The sequence below is a fragment of the Caulobacter sp. ErkDOM-E genome, assembly GCF_048541895.1.
Classification (GTDB): Bacteria; Pseudomonadota; Alphaproteobacteria; order Caulobacterales; family Caulobacteraceae; genus Caulobacter.
Genome location: NZ_CP183331.1, coordinates 1,670,167 through 1,692,064 on the forward strand (window position 1 = coordinate 1,670,167; position 21,898 = coordinate 1,692,064).

The window sequence follows — 21,898 nt, forward strand, 5'->3', positions numbered from 1 at the left end:
GTTGTTAACCCTTCCGACTCGGGTCCAGCGATTGAACCGGCGCGGCTTCGTGGCTATATGGCCGGACTGCCTTGGGCCCATGTGTGTGGCGGCCCCAACAAAGCCCAGCTTACTCAAGGGGATACAGGTTCCGCCATGCTGCTCACCATGCTCAAGGCCAAGCTTCACCGCGCCACCGTCACCCAGGCTGACCTGGACTATGAAGGCTCGATCGCCATCGACCGCGACCTGCTGGACGCCTCGGGCATCCTGCCCAATGAGCAGGTTGATGTGCTGAACATCACCAATGGCGCGCGCTTCACCACCTACGCCATCGAGGCCCCGCGCGGCTCCAAGGTGATCGGCGTCAACGGCGCCGCCGCGCGTTTGGTGCAGAAGAACGACACCGTCATCATCGTCACCTACTGCCAGCTGCCGGCCGAGGAAGCGCGCAACTACGCGCCGACCGTGGTGCTGCTGGATAACGGTAACCTGATCAAGAAGGCCGCCTAGGATGCGCCGTCTGGTCGGACTAACCCTCGTCGCCGGCCTGCTGGCCGGCTGCGCGCCCAAACTTCCCGAAGGGATCGATGAGACCCGCCTGACGGAATCCATCGGTCGCGCCATCGGCTCGCCCTCGACCTGCGTGATGGTGGCCGACGCCTCGGGCGCGATGGTCTGGCGCGCGGGCGGCTACATCACCTGCGCCCGCAACCTGCCGACCTGCGCGGGCGGCCAGCCGGTGATCGCCGAGGTCGTGCTCAAGAGCGCCATCGGAAAGCCGGCCCGCTTCGCCAGCTGTCCGACGGGCACGGGCGGGGTCAACACCGTCGGCTGGGCCATGGGCCCGGTGCCGACCAGCGAGGGCAAGCCCGCCCGCAACCTGACCTATGTGGCGGTCATGGAAGGCGAGCGGGCCCTGCCGGGGCGCGAGGTTCAGGAGCGCGTCGAGCGCGCCTTCACCAAGGCTGGCTTTTAGCGGGCCACCTCATAGGTGGCCGTGACGTCGATCCGCACCTTCAGCTCGCCGGCGGCGATCTGGGTGGAGTCGGCCATTTCGCGCTTGGCCATGGCGAACACCGGCATCGGCTGCGGGGGTGAATAGCCGCCGCCTTCGCCCAGATTGACCAGGCGCACGATCTTGTAGCCCGTGGCCCGGGCATAGAGGTCGGCCTTGGCCTGCAGGGCCTTCACGGCGTCCATGCGGGCTGCGTCCTCGGCGACCTGCGGGTTTTGCAGGCCAAAGCTGATGCCGCCCACGGTGTTGGCGCCGGCGCCGACCGTGGCGTCCACCGCCTGGCCCAGCTTGCCCAGGTCGCGCACGGTCACCGTCACCTGGTTGCTGACCTGATAGCCGTTGAACTTCGGCGGCTGGTTCTGCTCGTAGATGTATTGCGGGTTCACGTTCAGGTTCGAGGTCTGGATGTCGCGGTCGGCGATCCCGGCCTTGCGCAGGGCGGCCATCACCTGGTTCATCTTCGCGCCATTGGCCTTCAGGGCCCCGGCGGCGGTCATGTCGTCGGTCTGCACGCCCAGGGTGATGGTGGCCATGTCGGGGGCCACATTGGTCTCGCCAAAGGCGGCCAGGCTGAAGGTGGTGGCGCGGAAGGCGGCGTCCGGCGCGCTCTGGGCCATGGCGGGGGCCGAGGCGAGGGCCAAAGCGCCCCCCATAATCACGGGGAGGGCGGCGGGGATCAGGGCGGCGGAGGCGATGCGGGCGGCGAACGAAGTCATGACTGAAGTCTCCTGTCGGGTGGTCCTGTAGGCTTGACCGACCCTGTATGGTTCCCTGATGACGGAACGAACCTGAACGGGAGCTTTAAGCCGCGTTGTGCCCATGCTAATGCGCCCTTCCTCCGGACGTGACGCCCGTTCATGGGGGCCTGTAGCTCAATGGTTAGAGCCGACCGCTCATAACGGTCTGGTTGGGGGTTCGAGTCCCTCCGGGCCTACCATACCAAAATTTATTGAACAAAATCAAAGACTTACGGCTTTGGAGCGCTACCACATTCGGTGGCGTAAGTCTCTGATTTCACTCGCTATCTGCTTTTCTGAGGTAGATCGTGTCGCAGTCAGATGTTGGTACATTTGCTGGTATCGCGCTCGATACCAGCAAATGTACCAACAGAATGTCTAATTGCTGAGTCCGATCAAAGGCTTACCCGCTAAGGGTTTGCGAGTTCGCCGACGGCGGAATCGGTAGCGGATGTGGGTCCCACTGCAGGACCTGAACCCACTACGAGCCGAAACTGGTGGCATTGCTGTCAGCAGCAAGCGCCACCAGCCGATGCTCGCAGCGATCATGATTTGAGTTGCGGACGTCCGCTCACAAGCCCAGGCGCCGCCTGCAAACGGGCGCAGGGGGCGTGCCGGCACACCATCGCTCCAAAGGGCGAGGTAACTTGTTCGTGATGTAGACGGATTTTTAACGGTTCCGCTTGGAACCGATCTTGTCACTGCGGATGAAGCAGTTCAAAGGACTCAGTTGAGTGTCCGGCAGGATACTCACCGAGGGATTTGGCCCCCTCGGTGAGCTAAATCCGGATCATCTGCATAAAACCAAGATGCAGCAGTGCGACGATTTCTTAACGAGGGGGAGCTTGTACCCTAGAATCTCGCACTGTCAACGGTTTTGTAAAAGGGGCAAATTGACCCCAGAAAGTTGACAATGCAGTACGAACTTCAAGTTTTTGAGACTGAAGAGAAGGAAGCGTTTCGCACCATCAACCGTGACGGCGAACCGTGGTTCGTCTTGGCTGATGTCTGCAAGGCGCTGGACATCGGAAACCCCTCGCAGGCCGCGAGCCGTCTCGATAGCGACGAAAAGTCGACCCTCACTACTAATGAGGGTCGGGCGGGGCCGCAGGCCATGACCATCATCAACGAGTCGGGACTGTTCAGCCTGATCCTGACAAGCCGCAAAGAGGGCGCGAAGCGTTTCAAGAAGTGGATCACTTCGGAAGTGCTTCCCTCGATCCGGAAGACTGGTGGCTACGGGCGCACCAAAACCCCTCGGTTCATCGAGAGGTTTAATGCGAATTGGGATCGGGTGTCGCCGGGGCATTTCTCGGTGATTTCCGAGTTGATGATCCGTCTCAACGGCCGCCTGGAGATGTTGGGGCATGTCATGGCCGATCTTGCGAAGGACGGGAAAACTGAGAACCGACCTGACGGCAGCGTCGGGCGACGTTTTCCAGCTGGCTTACGGAAAACCATCCGAGGGTAGCTGACAATTACAGCTACTATCTGCACTGGACGCCGAAGAAGGAGTTCGACGCGCGCCAGTACCCCAACAGCATGTTGCCGCTTTACATCGAGTTCGTGGAAACAGTTTGGATTCCTCAGCACTCGCGGCGTTACTTCAGCACTCGCGATCCGGAAGTCATCCCGCACCTGCCCAAACTGATGGCGAGCGTTGCTGCTCGGCCCCACCCGATGCCGCGCATTACTCAGAAAGGTCGATGACATGACGAAAGCCCCGCGCCAGACCAGCGACAAGGTCTCGACTATCGCTAGCAAAATCCTTCGCGGCGAAAAGGTCTCTCCCGCACAAATGAAGTCGGTTGCAGCCTCAGCTCTCGCGCAAGACCAAAAGCCGAAGCGGTAACTCCACTGCTATGAGGGCCCATCCGGTGGATAGCTGGATGGGTTCCTCATTTGGAGCTAGGCACTGGATCTGAGGTTCTGGAAGCTTCGGGCCTATGGACTTGCTGACCGCCTATTTGAGTGGCTTGAGATTCAACTTCGAGACGGTTAGTCAACCAACTCTCTTGGTTCTCATAAGCCAATACGCGCGTTTTCGGGACCAAGTTTGTAGGTTCGGTTGTTGGTATCATCACCAAAATGTTGAATGCTTTCAACATAGAGTGGACACCTCCGGGCCTACCAACCTTCTCTGACGTCATCGGCCCTTAAGCCGCCATCGCCCGCTTGGCCGCCTGAGCCAGGAAGCCCGAGCGCGTGAAGCCGTGGGCCTCGGCGTACTGGTCTATCGCGCGCAGGGTGTCGTCGGGCAGGGTGATGTTGACCCGCACGATCTTGGTCTTGGTTTCGGCCATGACCAGGATGGCGACGCCATCGCGGTTGACCGGATCGGTCATCACGGCTTCCAGAGATGACGGCTCGGGGATCGGCTCGTCGTCTTCGGCCAAGCCTTCCAGGTGCAGGGCCAGGGCTTCTTCCGCCATGGCGCGGGCCTCGTCCAGGGTGGAGCCGGCCGTGACGCAGCCGGGCAGGTCGGGGAACGACACGCCGTAGTCGCTGGCGGCTTCCTTGTGGATCAGGGCGATATACTGGACCATTTGACTACCTGAGCTTGATCCCGGCCTGCGCCTCGATGGAGCGCAGTGTGCCGGTCGGGAAATCCTTGCGAGGGTGCGGAACCGTCACGCGCCCCGGCTTGGTAGGATGCTTGAACTGCTTGTGCGACCCCTTCTGGGCGACCTCCCGCCAGCCGTCGGCCAGCAGCGCCGAGATGATGTCGCGACTATTCATGCGTAATTATACACACGAGCGTGCTTTTGCAAGGTGCGTGTGGATCAATGCGCACGGCGCGCCCCGCGCGCAGATCGCCGACTCATGAGATCGTCATGCTCTGGCGGCATGGTCCCGCCCGAACCGATCTTGGGAACCCTATGAAACCGCCGATCAAACGCCTGTCCGACCTCAAGCCCGCCACCCAGGCCGAGGTCTATGCGCGCGCTACGCCCAAGGCCTCGCGCCGCAAGACCGCTAAGGTCCTGACGCCTGCGGAGAAGGCGGCGTTTCTGGCGTCGCGGCCGGATCTGGCGCCGAAATCCTGAGCCAGCCTTTAGCTTCTAGATTGATGAGGGTTCGCTGGCGGTCTCCGCCATCCGCGTCCGCAACCCGACCTTCTCCGACGTCTTGTTGAACTTCTCCGCCACCGCCCGGTCCAGGTCGATGCCCAGCTGCATGGCGATCAGGTCGGCGCAGATGATGACGTCGGCCAGTTCTTCGGCCAGGTCGGCGACGCTGGCGCGGGAGCCCTTGATGCCCATCCGCTCGCGTTCCAGCTTCTTGATCAGGTTGCAGGCCTCGCCCACCTCGCCGGCCAGTTCGTTGCCGCGATAGGACAGGGTGATCTGGCCGTCGGTGTCCCACTCGGCCTGCCGGGCCAGGTTGGCGGCGCGCAGGGTGGGGTAGGGGGCGTCGCTCATCGTCAGGCCTCGTCGAGAATGCGGCGGACGGCGGCGCGCAGCACCTCTGACGCCTTCTCGATGCTCAGGCCCTGCTCGCGGCGCAGCCGGGACCAGGCCTCGAAGCTGAGCAGCAGGTCCAGGGTCTCGACCTTCAGCGGGTCATCGGCCAGCGGCGGGCGCAGCTCGCGCACCAGGATCTGGCGCAGGACGATCACCAGCTTGCCGCTGTCCTGGCTGAGAAAGCGCGAGCGGTGGCGGTAGGCTTCCGAGGCGTGCTTGAAGGGCGCGATTCGCTCGAAGGCGAAGGCGCGGCGGTCAACCAGTTCGAGGATGCGGTCCTTCCAGTCGGTCGACCGGAACGGAGTGTGGACCACGGCGCGCAGTTCGTCCTCGATGGCGACGGACATCTCGCTGTACAGGCTGTCCATGTCCTTGAAGTGCCGGAACACGGTGCGCAGACCCACATCGGCGCGGGCCGCCACCTGCTCGGCGCTGGGCGACATGTCGCCGGTGCGGATGATCTCCAGCATGGCGTCCACGATGCTGGCGCGGTTGGTCTGGCCGCGACGGCGACGGCCATCGGTCTGCTGCGCCGGATCGTCGGTCGCCTTGCTTGCTTCTTGCGTCACGCAACCCCGCCAGACAAATCAGCTCCGGATTTCCTTAAGGCGCAGCGCTCTCTGGCGCCAGTGTTCACGCAAACAGCGGTGCGCAGCCGGTGGCCTCCATCAGGTCGTCGATCCGGGCCTGATCCGGCGCGTCCAGCGCCTCGCGGGCCTCGCGCAGCCAGCCCAGGCACTTGGCCTGATAGGGGAAGGGCGGCTGGGTCCAGGGCAGGCCGTCGACCGTGGTCTCCACCGTGGCCGCACCGGTCATCACCGCCCTGGCATTGGCCAGCATGACGGGCGGATAGACCCGGCCGATCTGGGCGATCACCGCCAGCAGGGTCGGGGGCGGGGCGTCCAGGCTGATCCAGTCGTCGTCGCCCGGCTCCAGGCCCGACAGGTCCTCCATCTGGCTGACCCAGGCAAAGACCCGGGGCGCGATCTCCAGAGTCAGGGCCATGGGCGTGGGGTCGAACTGGGCCAGCTGGGTCAATTGTCCGTAGACGGCGAAGTCGCAGGCGGCGGGGCGCGCGCCCAGCAGGAACGGCTGGACGGTCAGGTGGGCCTCGAAGGCCTCCAGAAAGCGGCGATAGCTGGACTCAATGACCGGAGCGGTCGTCGCGTTAGACCCGACCACATAGAGGCGATCGATCTGCCGGCGGCTGAACCGGGTCGCGAGCTCGGCCAGGTCCGCATCGGAGATGACGCTTCCCCGCCAGCAGGGAATGATGGTGGCGGCGCGGGCAATATCGTCCGGATAGCTCCAGCGATAGTGGAACATCGCCTTGGTCAGCCATTCATCGGCATAGTCCTCGATCAACTGGTCGAGGAACGCCAGGGCGGGTTGGGTTGGGATCACGGATCGGCCGCAATAGTCGGCCTCCAGCCGGCGGATGATCGGAGAAGAATCGACCACGGCCTCGAGCGCGCCATCCGGGCCCGGCAGATAGAAGGTGGGCAGCAGCTGCACCTTTGGGCGAGGCAGGCCCTCCAGGGCCTGTCCCGAACTGGGCAGGTAGCGATAGGCCAGCCTGCGATAGCGCAGGAGCGCCAGCATCTTGCGGGTATAGGGCGAGCCCGGTGAGCCGCTGAGAGCGATGGGATCGGTCATGGGGGCCTCGGCTAGCGGAACATCTTGAGACGGTCGCTGACCACGATCTCTTTCGAGCCGGCCGGCAGGCTGACGAAGTCGCCGTCGCGGCCGACCTTGATCCTGCCCGGGAAGATCTGGCGCGAGTCGCCCAGGAACGGACCTTCCAGCGCGCCGATCGGCAGGGCCGGGGTGATGTGGGTGAACAGCAGCATGCCCACCTTGTCGCGCTGGGCCAGGCCCGCGACCTGCTCGGGCGAGGCGTGATAGCCGGGGATGTCGCTGAAGATCTTGGCCAGCCGCTCGCGGCCCGCCGCCTTGGCCGCCCGCTGCTGCGCGGCCACCAGATTGGGGGCCAGGGCCTCATGCACCAGCAGGTCAGCGCCCTTGGCGGCCGCCTCGACGCGGGGCGAGAGGGCCGTGTCGCCACTGATCACCACGGTGCGGCCCTTATAGGTGAAGGCGTAGCCGACGGCGGGGCTGACAGGGTCATGCTTGACGGGGATGGCGGTGACCTTGAGGTCCGGTTCGTCGATCAGCACAATGTCGGGCTGGTCGGCGGCGGCGGTGAAGGTCAGGGCCTGGCCGCCGAAACCGGAGGGCGGCACCACGGCCGCGCCGTGGTGGCCGGTGCGATAGCCTTGGTCCATACGGTAGGCCGACATGAAGCCGCCGACCACGGGCTCGACGCCCAGCGGGCCGTGCACGGGCACGGGGCTGGCCGAGCCGCTGCCGGCCCAGCGCTGCAGCATCATCTCGCCCAGGCCGTCGATGTGGTCGGAATGGAAGTGGGTCAGGAACACCGCCTCGATCCGGGCAGGTGGCAGGTTCATCAGCGACAGGTTACGACTGGCGCCCGAGCCAGCGTCGATGACGAACAGGCGCTTGCCGGCCAGAACCGCCGTGCAGGGACCTGTGCGTTTGGGGTCGGGCAGGGGGCCGCCGGCGCCGCACAGGCCGACATGCAGGCCGTCGGCCAGGCCGTCATCGGGCGCGCGGGCCATGGCCTTCACATAGAGCTTTTCGACCATGGTCTGCGCGATCTGGCCGCGGGCCATCCAGCCGCCCAGTCCGGCCGTGACCACCAGTCCCAACACCGCAAGTCCGACGACTGTCCTGCTTCGCATGGTCGATCCTCCCGTTCGGACGGGCTTGACCCCGCCTCAATGTAGTGACACGCCTATTGTCAATATATGTCGCACGATCGGGCGGCGAGTCAACTGGAGGAGTGGGAATGCAGGTTCTGAGGACGCCGGACGACCGGTTCGAGGCCCTGGCCGACTGGCCGTTCGCGCCGCACTATATGACGATCACCGACGCTGATGGCACGGCCCTGCGTCTGCACTATGTGGACGAAGGCCCCCGCGATGCGCCTGTCGTGCTGCTGATGCATGGCGAGCCGTCCTGGGCCTATCTGTACCGCAAGATGATCGCCGGCCTGACCGAGCGCGGCTATCGCGTGGTGGCCCCCGACCTGATCGGCTTTGGGCGTTCCGACAAGCCGGCGGCCCGCGCCGACTATACCTATGAGCGCCACGTGGCCTGGATGAGCGCCTGGCTCACGCAGATCGATCTGAAGGGCGTCACCCTGTTCTGCCAGGACTGGGGCGGCCTGATCGGCCTGCGTTTGGTGGCGGCGTTTCCGGAGCGCTTCGCCGCCGTGTGCGTGGGCAATACCGGCCTGCCGGTCGGCACGGGCATGAGCGAGGGCTTCAAGGCCTGGCTGGAGTTCAGCCAAAACACGCCGGTCATGCCGATCGGCCTGATCGTCAATATGGGCACGGGTCGCGAACTCTCCCAAGCCGAGATCGCCGCCTATGACGCGCCGTTCCCGGACGAGACCTTCAAGGAAGGCGCCCGCCAGTTTCCGACACTGGTGCCGGTGACGCCCGAGCATGGCTCCGTCGCCCAGAACAAGGCCGCCTGGGACGTGCTCGAAGCCTTCAACAAGCCGTTCCTGACCGCCTTCAGCGATGGCGACGCCGTGACCAAGGGCGGAGAAGCCATCTTCCAGGCCAAGGTGCCCGGCGCGGCCGGCCAGCCTCATGTGATCGTCTCCGGCGGCCATTTCCTGCAGGAGGATTGCCCCGAAGCCCTCACCGAACTGCTCGACGGGCTGGTCCGTCGCGCCCAGGCCTGAGGAGACCCTCATGCAGGTCAGGACGCTGGACTGGCCGGCCCGTTGAACCGTCGGACCAAGGACGGCCTCGCCCCTTAGGGGGCGGCCTCATCGGCTCTTTCAGGCAGACAAAAAAGCCCCGCCCTTCCGAGAAGGGCGGGGCTTTTTCTTTGACCCCGGCCGGGGGTCTAGTTGTTCCAGTAGATGAACTCCTCCGTCGGCTTGTCTTTAACGTCGAGCGGATGGTCGATGGTGATGGCGCCGCGCAGCAGCGATGGCCAGGTCGGCTTGATGTTGCCCTTGTCGCGGTTTGCCAGCAGGGCCTTCAGTTCCGCCACCTTGGCTGCATTGGCCAAGGCAAGGTTCTTTTGCTCGGTCGGATCGGCGGCCAGGTCGAACAACCAGAGCTTCTCGCCCTTGCCCTCGGGCAGGGTCAGCACCTGCAGCTTCCAGTCGCCCGCGCGCACCATGCGATAGTCGCCGGAGCGCCAGAACAGCGCCTCATGCGGCCGGGCAGGATTCTTCCCCGTCAGGTGGGGGATCAGGTTGACCCCGTCGATGGGACGATCCGTCGGCACAGCCGCGCCCGCCGCCCCTGCGGCGGTGGCGAACATGTCGATATGGCCAACCGGGCTGGCGAACTTGGCCCCCGCCGGCAGGGCCTTGGGCCAGCGCATATAGTAGGGCACCCGGATGCCGCCCTCGAAGAAGGTGGCTTTCCAGCCGCGATAGGGGCTGTTGATCTGCGGCAGGCCCACATAGTGCGCGCCGCCATTGTCGCTGGTGAAGACCACCAGCGTGTTGTCATCCAGACCCTGGTCCTTCAGCGTCTGCAGCACCCGGCCGACATTGCGGTCCAGGTTGCGGATCATGGCGCCATAGACCCGCTGGCGGTGGTCCTTGATCTGGGGCAGGGCGTCATAGTCTGCCTTGGGCGCCTGCAGCGGCGTGTGCGGCGCGTTGTAGGCCAGGTACATGAAGAACGGCTGGTTCCGGTTGGCCTTGATGCTCTTGATGGCCTCGTCCGACAGATAGTCGGTCATGAAGCCCTTGGCCTTCATCATCGGCTGGCCGTTGTACTGCACGGTATAGGGCAGGTTGGCCCACAGGAACTTGTCGATCGGGTCGAAGCTCTGCTTGGAGTTCTCCACGCCCGGATCCGTCTCGGGCAGGAACATCGAGGCGCCCGCGATGAAGCCCAGGCTTTCGTCGAAGCCCTGGTCCTCGGGGCGCGAGCCCTTTGAGCCGCCCAGGTGCCACTTGCCCAGATGCACCGTGTGATAGCCCCGGGTCTTGAGCACTTCGGCGATGGTCGTTTCCGAGGCCGGCACCGCCAGTTCGTCCATCGGCGGCATCTCGCCGGCCTGTTCGCGATTGAAGTGCGGCGGGTGCAGGGCGCCGGGCGTCCGGAAGCTGCCGACCAGACGCGAGAAGCCGACCGGGGTCGGGGTGAACTCGAAGCCAAAGCGGGTGGGATAGCGGCCGGTCATCATCGCCGCGCGCGAGGGCGAGCAGGTGGCGTTGCCGGCATAGCCGTTGGTCAGGTCCACGCCCTGCTGGGCGATGGAATCGATATTGGGCGTCTTGACCACGCCGCCGACCCCGCCGCCGTTCAGGCTGACGTCGTTGTAGCCCAGGTCGTCAGCCAGGATGAAGATGACGTTGGGAGGCCGCTGATCGGCCGGTACGGCAGGCTGAGCGGGGCCTTCCTGCCAGGCGATGGGCTTGTTCTCGGTCCCCTTGGGGACCATCAACCGCCCAATATGGTAGATCAAGAAGTCGCGGCCGAGCCACGCGCCGGCCAGAACGGCGGCCAGAACCGCCAGAACAATCCCTGTCCACTTCAGAATTCGCATTCCGGCTCCCCTTAGATCGCCTGACTTTTCGGTCGTCGTTGGCCGGGAGTGTATATTGACATTGCGCGTGCCGAAAGATGTGATCGCGTGGTCTTTCCAACCCTTGCCCGAGAGTGATCTGATGCGCTGGATACCGTTGGTGGTGCTGGGCCTTATGGGCCTGATCAATCTGGGACGCGGCGCGATTCACGCCTTTTCAGTCGATGGCGGTGCGGCATCGATAGCCGGCCTGGACCTGTCGACCAGTCGCGAGACCATCCTGTCGCTGTTCGCCACCCTGGGCCTGGCCCAGATGGCCAAGGGTGTGTTCGAACTCTATGTCGTGGCGCGACGCCGCGATCTGCTGGCCCTGTTCCTGGCCATGCAAACCTTCGACACCCTTCTGGCGGTCGCCAACCTGTATCTGTGGCGGCCCCTGCCTGTGTCCGTGCCCGGCCAGCCGTTCAATCTGGTCTTGCTGGTGCTGCAGGTCCTGGCCCTGCTGATCGCGATCAGGCGCGCGCCGTCAGGCCCTGCTGGTCCAGCCGCCACTTGAACTGATCGAAGCGGTCCTGACCGAAGAAGGCCTCGCCGTTAAAGGCGATCATCGGCACCCCGTAATGGCCCGCCGAGCGCTGGGCGACCTGGCTTTCCTCGACGATGGCGGCCAGACGCTCAGCCTCCGTATCGACGGTTCGCATCAGGGCGGCGGCGTCCAGGCCGGCACGCTCGGCGGCGCGGGCGATGTGGTCACCCTCATGCCAGTTGTCGACCTCGCCGCTCCAGATCACTCGGCTGACCTCGGTCAGGAAGGGCAGGCCGCGCCCCAACTGCGCCGCCGCGACGCCCATGTGGGTCAGGCGATGAATGTGCGGCTGCTCCTTGGGATAGGTGCGGGTGGCGTAGTCCATCTTCACCGGGTCCGGGATCGGCCAGCGGAACGGCAGGCCCAGGAAGGCCGCCTCGCGGTGGATGTCCTGCATGAAATAGCTGAACCACAGCGGATCGCGGGTCTCGAAGAATTCCGGCGTGCGGACAGCCAGCGGATAGACCGGACGGATGTTGCCGACCACGTCGAACTCGCGCTCCAGCGCGGTCAGGCGGTGGGTGATCATGTACGAATAGGGCGAGCGGAAGGACCAGTAGAGGTCATAGGCCAAGGTCATGGTCTCAACTCCCGCCATCTTGAAATAGTGGCACTGTTAGTGCGATTATATCGGCAAAAAGGGCGCGGTCCACCGTTCCTGCAGGGGAGGCGCAAGTGATTTACAAGCTCCATGGCACGCCGGGGTCGCTCTATACGGCCAAGGCGCGGTCCTATCTGATCAAGCAGGGCCTTGATTTCGAGAACCGTTCCGTCGGCGAGGCGAGGTTCCGGGCCGAGATCGTCCCCCAGATCGGCCGCTGGATCATGCCGGTCCTCGAGGGCTCTGACGGCTCCCTGATCCAGGACGGCTCGAACATCATCCAGACCCTTGAAGCGCAGGGCGAGGGGCGCTGGGAAACCTTTCCCGATACGCCACGCCACCGCGTGATCGGCCAGATCTTCGAACTGTTCGGTGGTGAGGGCCTGCTGCGGCCGGCCATGCACTACCGCTGGAACTTCGACGACATCAACCAGCCTTTCCTTCAGCGCGACTTCATTGCGACCCTGGCGCCTGGAGCGACCCGCGAAGATGGTGAGGCGGTCTATGCCAATGCCAGTCGGCGCATGCGCGCGGCCATGGCGTCATTCGGCGTCGGGGAGGCCTCCATTCCGGCGGTCGAGGCGGCCTATGAGCAGTTTCTCGACCTGTTCGAGGCGCACCTGGAGCATTCGCCCTATCTGCTCGGCGGCAGGCCGACGATTGGCGACTATGGCCTGATTGGCCCGCTCTATGCGCATCTGGCGCGGGACACCTATCCTGCCGATTTGATGAAACGCCGCGCCTACCGGGTCTGGCGCTGGGTCGAGCGCATGAATGCGCCCGATCTCGACTCCGGCGACTATGGCAGCCCGCCGCCCCAACTCTTTGCCGATGACGGCGTGCCGCAAAGCCTGATCGATCTCCTGCGGTTCGTCGCCGAGGACTATCTGCCTGATATCAGCGCCCAGGTCGGCTTCGCCCGTCAATGGCTGGAGGCGCGGCCGGATCTCGAGGCCGGGACCAATGGGCTTGCCCGTCCCGGCGACCGGGTCCTGGGGAAGGTCGGTTTTGATTGGCGCGGCACGCCTATTGAGGTGGCGGTCATGCCTTACCGACTGTTCCTGCTGCAAAAAGTCCAGGATGCGGCGGGCGGACCCGGAGAGGCGGAGATTCAGGCCCTGCTGCAGGCCACAGGATTGTCGTCCCTGCTGACCCTGAAAACCCAGCGCAGGGTGGAGCGGCAGGGGCATGTGGAGGTCTGGGGTGAGCCTTTGGAAGGCCCCCGATAGCGACGCCTCTTGCCATGCCAATAAAGTGGCAGTTATATTGCCACAATAATTCGGACAGGGCGGACCTATGCAAAAACTGACACGAGGCCTGGTTGGCGTTGCGGGCCTTTTGGCTTTGCTTATGGCTGTAGCCTTCTGGATCCGGCCGGCGGAGCTGGGCGCCAAGCTAGGTCTTGAGCCGATCGGCGCCCTGGGTCTGGCGTCGATGCGCGCCGATCTGGGAGGCTTCTTCGGCGCAGCAGGCGTCTTTACCCTGCTGGCGGCGGTCCGTAATCGTGGCGACCTGCTGCTGGTGCCGATCACGCTGCTCGGCATCGCTCTCAGCGGGCGGCTGCTGTCTCTGGCCCTGACCGGCTTTTCGCCGCCCTTGCTCCAGCCGATCGTCGTGGAAGCGGTCCTGCTCGTGATCATGGTCCTCGGCTATCGCAGCCTGACCAAGCCCCAAGCCTGAGCCTCGGAGACAGGGCATGACTGACGACAACAAGCCCAAGATAGACCGTCGCTCGCTACTGCTGGGCGCAGGGCTGGGCGTGGTCGGAACCGGAGCGGTCGTGGCGGGCGGCGCGGCTATCAAGTCGGCGACCAGTGGCATCGTCACGCCCAAGGCCGTCGGCAAGGGCAAGGCGGCGAAGATCGGCCTGTCGTTCAAGGACTCCCGGCCGGCCCATGCCGAAGAGGCCAAGGCCCCCGCCGGCGCGCCCAATGTGGTGGTGATCATCCTCGACGATGTCGGGTTCGCCGACCTGGGCTGCTATGGCGGCGAGCTGCAGACCCCGGCCCTGGACGCCCTGGCCGGCAAGGGACTTCGCTATACCAACTTCCGCACCACGGCCATGTGCTCGTGCACGCGCGCGGCGCTGCTGACGGGGTTGAACCACCACTCGGCCGGCATGGGCTGGCTGGCCGATATCGACAGCGGCTATCCCGGCTATCGCGGCGACCTGACCCGCCAGAACGCCACCCTGGCCGAGGTGCTGGTCGAGGCCGGCTGGTCGACCTTCCTGCTGGGCAAGTGGCACGTCAACAATGCCGACCACTCCGGTCCGACCGGCCCTTTCCACAACTGGCCGACCCAGCGGGGCTTCGAGCGGGCCTACTGGTATCAGGGCCACTCCAGCGACCACTTCCATCCCGGCGCGCTCTATGAGGGCACGGCGCAGGTCGAGGCGGGCGGAGAGGGCTATTACCTCTCCGATGATCTGGCCCAGCGCGCCGTAACCTATCTGCGCACCCAGCAGCTGATGGCCCCGGACAAGCCGTTCTTCATGCAGCTGGCCTTCGGCGCGGCCCACTCGCCGCTGCAGGCCAAGGCCGCCGACCGTGATCTCTACAAGGGCAAGTTCGAGGCCGGCTGGGACGAGATCCGCAGGCAGCGCCTCGACCGCCAGAAGGCCCTGGGCCTGATGCCCGCCGAGACGCAGCTGCCGCCCCTCTCGCCCGGCGCCAAGCCCTGGGCCGAGCTCACCGCAGACCAGAAGCGGCTCTATGCCCGCTACATGGAAGTCTATGGCGGCATGGTCACCGGCGTCGACCGGGCCATCGGCACGGTCATGGCCGAGCTGGACGCCATGGGTGTTCGCGAAAACACCCTGGTGGTGGTGTTCTCCGACAACGGCGCCTCGGCCGAGGGCACCGAGACCGGCTCCCCCAACCTGTTTGGCCCGGCGTTCGGACGTCCGGCCTCGGAAGCCGAGGCCCTGGCCCTGTACGACACCATGGGCGAGGACGGCACCTTCCCGCACTATCCGATCGGCTGGACCAATGCCTCAGGCACGCCCTATCGGCTCTACAAGCAGAACACCGCCCTGGGCGGCGTCGCTGATCCGCTGATCGTCTCCTGGCCCAAGGGCGTGGACGAGAAGGGCGGAGTGCGAAAGCAGTTCGTGCACGTGGTCGATCTGTATCCGACCCTGCTGGAGGCGTGCGGCGTCAAGCAGCCCGAGCTCTATCGCGGCGAACCGCAAAAGCCGCTGGAAGGGGCCAGTGTCGCCCCCACCTTCGCCTCGCCCAAGGCGGCGACGCGAACCGACCAGTATTACGAGCTGGGCGGCTATCGCGCCTTCCAGGAAGGTGACTGGCGGCTGGTGGCCCAGCACCAGCGGGGCAAGCCGTTCGAGGACGACCACTGGGGGCTCTACAACACCGCTGTGGATCCCAACGAGCTGCGCGACGTCTCGGCCGATCATGCCGACGTCGTCGCGCGCCTGAAGGACAAGTGGAACAAGGCCGCCGCCGACCACGACGTCCTGCCGCTGGACGATCGGCCACTGCTGCTGAAGCTGGTCCAGACACGCGCCGCCAAGCTGCGCAAGCGTTGGGACATCCGGCCGCCGATCGACCCGATCCCGACGGATGTGTCGCCCATCGTCTGCGGCCTGAGCCACTCCATCGAGCTGGAGCTGTCACGCCCCAATGGGGACGAGGACGGTGTGCTGATCGCCCATGGCTCGATGCCCGCCGGCTATGTGCTGTATGTCGACAAGGGCCGGCTGATCTATGAGACCAGCCTTGTGCCCTGGAGCGAGATCATCGCCTCGCCGACGCGCCTGCCGCGCGGCAACGTCAAGGTGAAGTACCAGCAGACCATGACCTCACGCCCGTTCGAGGGGCGCGGCGCGCTGTTTGTGAATGGCCGCAAGGTGGCTGAACGCAAGTTCGACCGGGTGCTGTTCGCGCCAGGCTATGACGGCTTCTGCGTTGGGGCTGACCACGGCAATCGGGTCTCGCGCGCCTATGAGGGGCCAAACCCCTTCAAGGGGCAGATCCAGCGCGTGCTGATCGACGTGGACACCGCCGCCATGAAGCCGCTGGAGATCATGCGGTTCATGAAGGCGATGAGCATCAGGGTCTGATCCAGGCTTAGAACCGCGAGGGATAGACCTGCTGGGTCTTGCTCTCGTTGTAGGACGAGCCGGGGCAGTCGACCGCATAGCTGCTGGCGTTCTCGCGCAGGTAGGGACCCTTGCGGCTTAGGCCATTCAGAGCGGCGCACGACACGGCGGTCTTGTAGTTGACCGAGCCGTCCTCGCTGAGTTCAGCCATGAACTGGTCGAAGGCCAGGTCCATCAGGCCGCGCGTGGCGGCCAGACGACGGGCGCGACCGGCGAAGGCGGTGGTCACCTCGCCATCGGCCGAAACCGGGCGGGCGATCGGGGTTGGACCGGCGGCCGCGCCGGCGGCGGTGATCACGCCGCCCGCCAGCATGGCTTCCAGGTCGGTGAAGCGGCCGCTGGCGCTGCCCACGGCGGCGGCCGTGGCGAAGGCCGCGGCGAAGCCTGCCGGAGCGTGGCCGGGGCCGCCGATCCGCGAGGCTTCCGCCGCGCCGACCAGGCCGGCATAGGGCGCGTCGGCGATCGAGACGACCAGGTTCTGGTTCACATAGTAGCCCAGGGCCACGCCCCTGAGCGCGCCGCCGACCGGGGCCAGCACGGCGTCCTTCGAGGCCAGCAGCGGACCGCCCAGGGCGGCGCGGGTCATTTCGGGCGTAAAGCCTGTCCAGGCGGCCCGATAGCTGGTCTCGACGGTGGATTCCTTGACCAGTTCACCCGTGCGCCAGCGCACCAGGCGGAAGGTCACGCGGGCCGAGGCCAGCTTGTCGGCTCCCAGCCAGATGCTGGGGCCGCGCAGCTCGTCGAACCGCACATACAGCATGTATTCGCTGTCCAGCCGGCTGCGGGCCAGCATGTCGGCGCGATCCAGATGGAGGGAAAGGTTGTCGACTACCTGCACGCGGGTGGGGCGGGTGGTGATGATTGCGCCACCGTCGAACCAGCGAAACTCCGGCGCGCCCTCGACCGCCTGCAGCGAGACATTGCGGAAGAAAGGCTTGTGCTGGGCGGCCTTGGCGATGGCGACCGGCGGCATGGCCGGCTGGCGCAGGGCCGCGACGTCTTCGGCGCTGGCGCAGGCGCTGAGCAGGACGGCGGCGCCGGTCATCGCGAGCAGCGCCTTCAAGGGCTTGGACGTCGTAACCATCGGAGCTCTCCAGAATCGCGATGGAGAATGCCTCGACAACCTTAATGGGCCCTTGCTCCGCCTTGTGCCGTCCGCATCAAAAAAGAGCCCCCGCCGGGCAGGTCCGGCGGAGGCTTCAGGAGGGCTGAGGAAAGGCAAGGGTCAGGCGGCGGGACGGGAGCCTGTCGCGCAATGGCGCGCGATGAAGTCGGCATGGCTGGGCAGCCCCTCGATCGCGCGGCTCATGATCTGGCGAATATTGGCCATGTACTCGTCCAGCTGGGCGTCGGTGACGACCCGGGTCAGCGGATGGGTCGCGGCAGGGACCACGCCCTGACCGATCAGCACCTGGATCCAGCTGGCCTCCTTGAAGAGGTCTTCGTCCTGACTGAACAGCCGTCCCGACTGGGCGAACAGCGCCATGCGGGCCTTGAGGGTGTCAGGGATGTCCATGGCCTTGCAGGCCCGCCAGAACGGCGTGTCCTCGCGGCTGGTGGCCTTGTAGTGCAGGATCAGGAAGTCGCGGATGTACTCGTATTCCAGCGCGGTCTGCCGGTTGTATTCGTCGATCTCAACGGCGTTGAAGTCGCCGTTCGGGAACAGGGCGATCAGGCGCCCCAGAGCCGATTGCACCAGATGGATGCTGGTCGATTCCAGGGGCTCCATGAAGCCGCTGGCCAGGCCCATGGCCACGACGTTCTTGTTCCAGAACCGCTTGCGCTTGCCGGTCGTGAATTTCAGCTGGCGCGGCTCGGCCAGGGGCGCGCCGTCGAGGTTGCGCATCAGCACCTCGGTCGCTTCGGCGGCGCTGATGTAGTCGCTGCAAAACACGTGGCCGTTGCCGGTGCGGTGTTGCAACGGAATGCGCCACTGCCAGCCGGCGTCGCGCGCGGTGGACCGGGTGAAGGGTGTCAGGGGCGTTGCCGATGCGCAGGGCACGGCAATGGCGCTGTCCATCGGCAGCCAGCCGCGCCAGTCGTCATAGCCGGTGTGCAGCGTCTCCTCGATCAGCAGACCGCGAAAGCCCGAGCAGTCGATGAAGAACTCGCCCCCGACCGTGCGGCCGTCCTGCAGGGTCAGGCCGGTGACGAAGCCGGTCTGCGGATGTTGGTCGACGCCGACGATGCGGCCCTCGACGCGGCGCACGCCTTGCGCTTCGCTGTAGCGGCGCAGGTACTGGGCGTAGAGCGCCGCGTCGAAGTGATAGGCGTGGACCAAGCCCTCCAGATAGCCCCCGCCCGCCGTCTGCAGCCGATCGAACTTGCCGGCGCGCGCGGCCAGGGCGTTCAGCGAATAGTCCCAGAGACTCTCGTCGCGACCCGCCAGGCGACGGCGCATCCAGTAGTGATGGAAGGACGCCATGCCCAGCGGCCGACCGACCGGTCCGAAGGCGTGCAGATAGGATTGGCCGACCGTGTGCCAGTCGACGAATTCGATACCCAGTTTGATCGTGCCGTTGGTGGCCGCGAGGAAGTCGTTCTCGTCCAGGCCCAGAAAGCTGTTCAGCAGCTTGATCGCCGGGATGGTGGCTTCGCCGACGCCCACCGTGCCGATCTCGTCGGACTCGACCACGGTGATCGCCACCGTCGGTCCCAGGGCGCGCGAAAGCATGGCGGCGCTCATCCAGCCGGCGGTTCCGCCGCCGACAATGGTCAGGGACTTCAGCCCGCCGTCCGTCATCACTGTTCCGCCCGGTTCGCCCCTGATGGGGTCTCTCATAAAAAAGCCCCCGCCAGATCGCTCTGGCGGGGGCTGTAGTTGGGGATAGTGGACCGCCTAGTAGCGGTAGGAAACGCCGATCATGTAGGTCGAGCCATACTCTTGATAGTCGATGGTCTGGCGCGGATCGTTGTTGTCGTAGGTCTTGAAGGGCTCGTTGGTGATGTTGTTGGCCTGCAGCAGCAGGGCCATGCCGTTCAGGGGGCCGTCGCGGAACTCGTAGCCGATCTGGGCGTCGAGCACCGATTCCGCTTCCACCGTGCGGAAGATCCGCGCGGCGCTCAGGCCGGCGACTTCACCCAGGAACTTGCCGCGATAGCGGTTGCTGACCCGTGCGTTGAAGCCGTTGTTTTCATAGTAGAACGTCGTGTTGACGACCTTCTTGGACAGGCCCGGGATAGTGATCGGATCCTGGTTCTTCTCAAGCGAGACTTCGCTGTCGGTGAACGAGCCGCTGACGATCAGACCGAAGTTCTTCAGCGGCTGCCACAGCATATCGCCCTGGACCGAGGCCGAAAGTTCGATGCCGCGGATGTAACCACCCTCGCCGTTGTCCGGACCGGAAACCAGGCCCTGGGTCGTGCCCAGCGCAGCCTTCTGAGCCGGGCTCAGCAGGAACAGGTAGTCCGAGAAGTCCTTCAGGCTCGACGAGCTGGAGTTGACGAAGTTCGACAGCTCCTTGTGGTAGACCGCCGCCGAGATGTAGCCCGAGCGACCGAAGTACTTTTCGACCGACACATCGACGCCGTCGGCGATATAGGGCCGCAGCTTCGGGTTGCCGCCGTTGGCGCTGAAGTACGAGGTGTTCGGATCGGTCGAGGTCAGGCGCACGATGTTCTGGTTGAACGACTGGCTGGCGCGCAGTTCGTCCATCCGGGCGCGGGCCAGGGTGCGGGCCGCGCCGACGCGGACATAGAGCTCGTTGCCCATGTCGAAGGTCAGGTTCAGGCTGGGCAGGGCGTAGGTGTAGGTGTCGCCGTCGTCGGTCACGGTCGGGTTGGCCGTATCGTTCGGATTGACCGCCACGCCCTTCGAGAACTGATCGGTGCGAACCACCTGCAGGCCGACATTGCCGCGAACCGGGATCTCGCCGGCCTGGGTGTCGATGCCGAACTTGGCGTAGGCCACCTGGACGTCTTCGCGAACCGACCAGTTGCGGGTCTGCACGGCCGGGTTTTGGTCGGCGATCAGGGTGTAGACGCCGTTCTTCAGCAGGTAGGTCGGATCATAGGCGAGCATGCCCGAGATGCCGATCATGTCCAGCTTGGCGACGCCGACGATCGCGGCGGCCGGAATGGCGCGGCTGAGCGGAGCGCCCTGGGCGATGCGGCCGCCGAAGGTCAGGAAGCTTTCATGGACTTCCTTTTCCTTCTCGCGACGGCTGGCGTTGAAGCCAACCTCGACATTGGCGATCGGGCCCCAGGCCAGGTCATGCTTGGCCGAGAAGCGCGCGGCCGACAGTTCGTCGGTGATGGACGGGGTGTTGTAGAAGCCCGCCTGGGTCAGCGCGCCGCCGGCGGCGCCGCCGCCCCAACCTTGCGGGTCGGTCAGCACGAATAGGTTGGCGTTGGTGTAGTCCAGCGTGGAGCGGAACACCGTGCCGCCGCCCGGGGTGGTCGTGAAGCCCAGGGTGTCGGTCGCGCCGACGCCATTGGGACCAGTCCCCGAATAGGATTCGAAGATCACGTCGGTGCGGTCGGCCGAGGAGTAGCTCAGGTCGGCGACCAGACCCCAGCCGTTGTCGGTCTGGTAGTTGACGTTCCAGCCGGCTGACTTGAGGGTCGTGTCCCGGGTGTTGAGGTCGTTGCGCATCACGCCCTTGACGCCCGCGAAGGCGCCTTGGGTGATCAGGCCGGCTTCGGTGGTGCGGGTGGGCTGCAGCGAAGCAGACGACCATTGCAGGGGCAGTTCGATGCCGCGAAGGATCTGCTTTTCGGCGAATTCAGAATAGTACAGGTCCAGCGACGTGCTCAGCTTGTCGTTGGGCTTGTATTCCAGAACGCCGATGACGCCGGTGCGCTTGAGGTTGTTGGACTGGTTGTAGGGCTTGGCCCCGCCGATCACGCGATCATTGGCCGCGTTGATGGTCGGATAACCCCAGGCGTTGAAGCGACGGCTCTGGGTCGGGGTCGAGATGTCAGAAACGGCCAGGGCGACGCCGACGGTGTCATTGGCGAACTGGTTGACATAGGTGGCGCTGAAGCGGTGGCCGGTGTCCTTGGCGTCCGGGTTCAGCTTGTCTTCGCTGTTCATCTCGTAGCGTGCGTTCGCCGAGAGGATGCGCTTGCCGTACTTCAGGGGGCGGATGGTCTGCAGGTCGGCGGTGCCCGACAGGCCCTGACCGATCAGCGACGCGTCCGGCGTCTTGTAGACCAGGACGCCCGAGAGGATTTCCGACGGATACTGGTCGAACTCGACGCCGCGGTTGTCGCCGGTCGAGACCTGCTCGCGGCCGTTCAGCAGCGTGGACGTGAAGTCGGGGCCAAGGCCGCGGATCGAGATGACCTGGGCGCGGCCATCGAGGCGCTGCGCGGTCAGGCCGGGCAGGCGGGCCAGGGATTCGGCGATGGAGTTGTCCGGCAGCTTGCCGATGTCTTCGGCCGAGATGGCTTCGACGATCGAGGTCGAGGTCTTCTTGAGCGCGATGGCGTTTTCGATACTGGCGCGAATGCCGGTGACCACGATCGCCTCGACGGCCGTATCCTCGGCGGTCTTGGTGGTGGTTTCCTGGGCCTGCGCCATGCCGGCCGAGGCGAACAAGAGCGCCAAGCTGGTCGCTGCGCCGCCCATCAGACGCGCGCGGTTGTGCTGAGTTCTTGAGTTCATAGTCTCACCCTCCCTGTATCGGCTCTGCGCGTTTCTGACGCTGCGGTCGGAGCCGTTGTCGCAAATTACTGCAAATTAACGTGGTGTAATCAACCCAAAAAAACGCAAACCTTGTCGGGGCGCAAGCCGGGCGGGGCTGTTTCTGACCATGGGTGATGTAAATTTGCCTCTTATCCGGAGCTGGTGGGCCCTTTAT

General features: G+C 65.2%; 21 protein-coding genes and 1 tRNA gene. 10 read left to right on the forward strand and 12 right to left on the reverse strand.

The genetic code is table 11. The features are described 5' to 3' along the window. Window positions 1-135: 135 nt before the first annotated feature. On the forward strand, window positions 136-492 hold the full coding sequence (panD, locus tag ACN2C7_RS08180; protein WP_419321009.1) for an aspartate 1-decarboxylase: 357 nt from the start codon (window positions 136-138) through the stop codon (window positions 490-492). Between the two features lies 1 nt (window position 493). Further along, window positions 494-958 carry a hypothetical protein gene (locus ACN2C7_RS08185; RefSeq protein WP_419321010.1) on the forward strand — a complete coding sequence of 155 codons (465 nt, stop codon included), beginning with the start codon at window positions 494-496 and terminating at the stop codon, window positions 956-958. Here the strand turns inward: ACN2C7_RS08185 and ACN2C7_RS08190 are convergent. After that, window positions 955-1,713: an SIMPL domain-containing protein gene (locus ACN2C7_RS08190; RefSeq protein ID WP_419321012.1), complete on the reverse strand. Its 759-nt coding sequence runs from the start codon at window positions 1,711-1,713 to the stop codon at window positions 955-957. The two genes, ACN2C7_RS08185 and ACN2C7_RS08190, sit on opposite strands and share 4 nt — an antisense overlap. 145 nt (window positions 1,714-1,858) lie before the next feature. Between ACN2C7_RS08190 and ACN2C7_RS08195 the strand changes: the two genes are divergently transcribed. Together ACN2C7_RS08195 and ACN2C7_RS08200 are read left to right on the forward strand one after the other, a co-directional pair. After that, window positions 1,859-1,934, forward strand: a tRNA-Ile gene (locus tag ACN2C7_RS08195). Window positions 1,935-2,647: 713 nt separating this feature from the next. Next, complete coding sequence (locus tag ACN2C7_RS08200; protein WP_419321014.1) at window positions 2,648-3,205, forward strand: Bro-N domain-containing protein; 558 nt, start codon at window positions 2,648-2,650, stop codon at window positions 3,203-3,205. A gap of 685 nt (window positions 3,206-3,890) precedes the next feature. Here ACN2C7_RS08200 and ACN2C7_RS08205 read toward each other — a convergent pair. Both ACN2C7_RS08205 and ACN2C7_RS08210 read right to left on the reverse strand, forming a co-directional pair. Continuing rightward, window positions 3,891-4,280 carry a type II toxin-antitoxin system HicB family antitoxin gene (locus ACN2C7_RS08205; protein ID WP_419321016.1) on the reverse strand — a complete coding sequence of 130 codons (390 nt, stop codon included), beginning with the start codon at window positions 4,278-4,280 and terminating at the stop codon, window positions 3,891-3,893. Between the two features lie 4 nt (window positions 4,281-4,284). After that, window positions 4,285-4,473 carry a type II toxin-antitoxin system HicA family toxin gene (locus ACN2C7_RS08210; RefSeq protein ID WP_419321018.1) on the reverse strand — a complete coding sequence of 63 codons (189 nt, stop codon included), beginning with the start codon at window positions 4,471-4,473 and terminating at the stop codon, window positions 4,285-4,287. A 140-nt stretch (window positions 4,474-4,613) separates the two neighbouring features. Between ACN2C7_RS08210 and ACN2C7_RS08215 the strand changes: the two genes are divergently transcribed. Further along, window positions 4,614-4,781 (forward strand): hypothetical protein, encoded by a 168-nt coding sequence (locus tag ACN2C7_RS08215; RefSeq protein WP_419251786.1) that lies wholly within the window; start codon window positions 4,614-4,616, stop codon window positions 4,779-4,781. Window positions 4,782-4,796: 15 nt separating this feature from the next. On the opposite strand, the gene ACN2C7_RS08220 is transcribed toward ACN2C7_RS08215, so the two are convergent. The 4 genes from ACN2C7_RS08220 to ACN2C7_RS08235 all read right to left on the reverse strand — a co-directional run bounded on the left by ACN2C7_RS08220 (window position 4,797) and on the right by ACN2C7_RS08235 (window position 7,960). Further along, complete coding sequence (locus tag ACN2C7_RS08220) at window positions 4,797-5,156, reverse strand: MazG-like family protein (RefSeq protein ID WP_419321020.1); 360 nt, start codon at window positions 5,154-5,156, stop codon at window positions 4,797-4,799. 2 nt (window positions 5,157-5,158) lie between these two features. Continuing rightward, window positions 5,159-5,767, reverse strand: coding sequence for a TetR/AcrR family transcriptional regulator (locus tag ACN2C7_RS08225; protein WP_419321022.1), 609 nt, complete (start codon window positions 5,765-5,767; stop codon window positions 5,159-5,161). 64 nt (window positions 5,768-5,831) lie between these two features. Further along, on the reverse strand, window positions 5,832-6,854 hold the full coding sequence (locus tag ACN2C7_RS08230) for a glutathione S-transferase N-terminal domain-containing protein (RefSeq protein WP_419321024.1): 1,023 nt from the start codon (window positions 6,852-6,854) through the stop codon (window positions 5,832-5,834). A gap of 11 nt (window positions 6,855-6,865) precedes the next feature. Next, entirely contained in the window at window positions 6,866-7,960 is a 1,095-nt protein-coding gene (locus tag ACN2C7_RS08235) for an MBL fold metallo-hydrolase (protein ID WP_419321025.1), read from the reverse strand. Between the two features lie 107 nt (window positions 7,961-8,067). Here ACN2C7_RS08235 and ACN2C7_RS08240 point away from each other — a divergent pair, with 107 nt between their 5' ends. Continuing rightward, on the forward strand, window positions 8,068-8,973 hold the full coding sequence (locus ACN2C7_RS08240; RefSeq protein ID WP_419321027.1) for a haloalkane dehalogenase: 906 nt from the start codon (window positions 8,068-8,070) through the stop codon (window positions 8,971-8,973). Between the two features lie 167 nt (window positions 8,974-9,140). Here ACN2C7_RS08240 and ACN2C7_RS08245 read toward each other — a convergent pair whose 3' ends face one another. Beyond that, window positions 9,141-10,808, reverse strand: a complete 1,668-nt coding sequence (locus ACN2C7_RS08245) for a sulfatase-like hydrolase/transferase (RefSeq protein WP_419321028.1) — start codon at window positions 10,806-10,808, stop codon at window positions 9,141-9,143. Window positions 10,809-10,929: 121 nt separating this feature from the next. Here ACN2C7_RS08245 and ACN2C7_RS08250 point away from each other — a divergent pair, with 121 nt between their 5' ends. Beyond that, window positions 10,930-11,343, forward strand: a complete 414-nt coding sequence (locus ACN2C7_RS08250) for a hypothetical protein (RefSeq protein ID WP_419321029.1) — start codon at window positions 10,930-10,932, stop codon at window positions 11,341-11,343. Here ACN2C7_RS08250 and ACN2C7_RS08255 read toward each other — a convergent pair. Further along, window positions 11,300-11,953: a 2-hydroxychromene-2-carboxylate isomerase gene (locus tag ACN2C7_RS08255; RefSeq protein ID WP_419321030.1), complete on the reverse strand. Its 654-nt coding sequence runs from the start codon at window positions 11,951-11,953 to the stop codon at window positions 11,300-11,302. The two genes, ACN2C7_RS08250 and ACN2C7_RS08255, sit on opposite strands and share 44 nt — an antisense overlap. Window positions 11,954-12,048: 95 nt before the next feature. Here ACN2C7_RS08255 and ACN2C7_RS08260 point away from each other — a divergent pair, with 95 nt between their 5' ends. The 3 genes from ACN2C7_RS08260 to ACN2C7_RS08270 all read left to right on the forward strand — a co-directional run bounded on the left by ACN2C7_RS08260 (window position 12,049) and on the right by ACN2C7_RS08270 (window position 16,055). Continuing rightward, window positions 12,049-13,203: a glutathione S-transferase family protein gene (locus tag ACN2C7_RS08260; protein ID WP_419321031.1), complete on the forward strand. Its 1,155-nt coding sequence runs from the start codon at window positions 12,049-12,051 to the stop codon at window positions 13,201-13,203. Window positions 13,204-13,324: 121 nt separating this feature from the next. Then, window positions 13,325-13,654, forward strand: a complete 330-nt coding sequence (locus ACN2C7_RS08265) for a hypothetical protein (RefSeq protein ID WP_419321032.1) — start codon at window positions 13,325-13,327, stop codon at window positions 13,652-13,654. A gap of 16 nt (window positions 13,655-13,670) precedes the next feature. Beyond that, window positions 13,671-16,055 carry an arylsulfatase gene (locus ACN2C7_RS08270; protein ID WP_419321033.1) on the forward strand — a complete coding sequence of 795 codons (2,385 nt, stop codon included), beginning with the start codon at window positions 13,671-13,673 and terminating at the stop codon, window positions 16,053-16,055. 7 nt (window positions 16,056-16,062) lie between these two features. Here the strand turns inward: ACN2C7_RS08270 and ACN2C7_RS08275 are convergent, their stop codons facing one another. The 3 genes from ACN2C7_RS08275 to ACN2C7_RS08285 all read right to left on the reverse strand — a co-directional run bounded on the left by ACN2C7_RS08275 (window position 16,063) and on the right by ACN2C7_RS08285 (window position 21,702). After that, on the reverse strand, window positions 16,063-17,178 hold the full coding sequence (locus tag ACN2C7_RS08275; protein ID WP_419321034.1) for a hypothetical protein: 1,116 nt from the start codon (window positions 17,176-17,178) through the stop codon (window positions 16,063-16,065). Window positions 17,179-17,319: 141 nt separating this feature from the next. After that, window positions 17,320-18,837, reverse strand: a complete 1,518-nt coding sequence (locus ACN2C7_RS08280; protein WP_419321036.1) for a tryptophan halogenase family protein — start codon at window positions 18,835-18,837, stop codon at window positions 17,320-17,322. A 96-nt stretch (window positions 18,838-18,933) separates the two neighbouring features. Then, on the reverse strand, window positions 18,934-21,702 hold the full coding sequence (locus ACN2C7_RS08285) for a TonB-dependent receptor (protein WP_419321037.1): 2,769 nt from the start codon (window positions 21,700-21,702) through the stop codon (window positions 18,934-18,936). Window positions 21,703-21,898 lie beyond the last annotated feature (196 nt).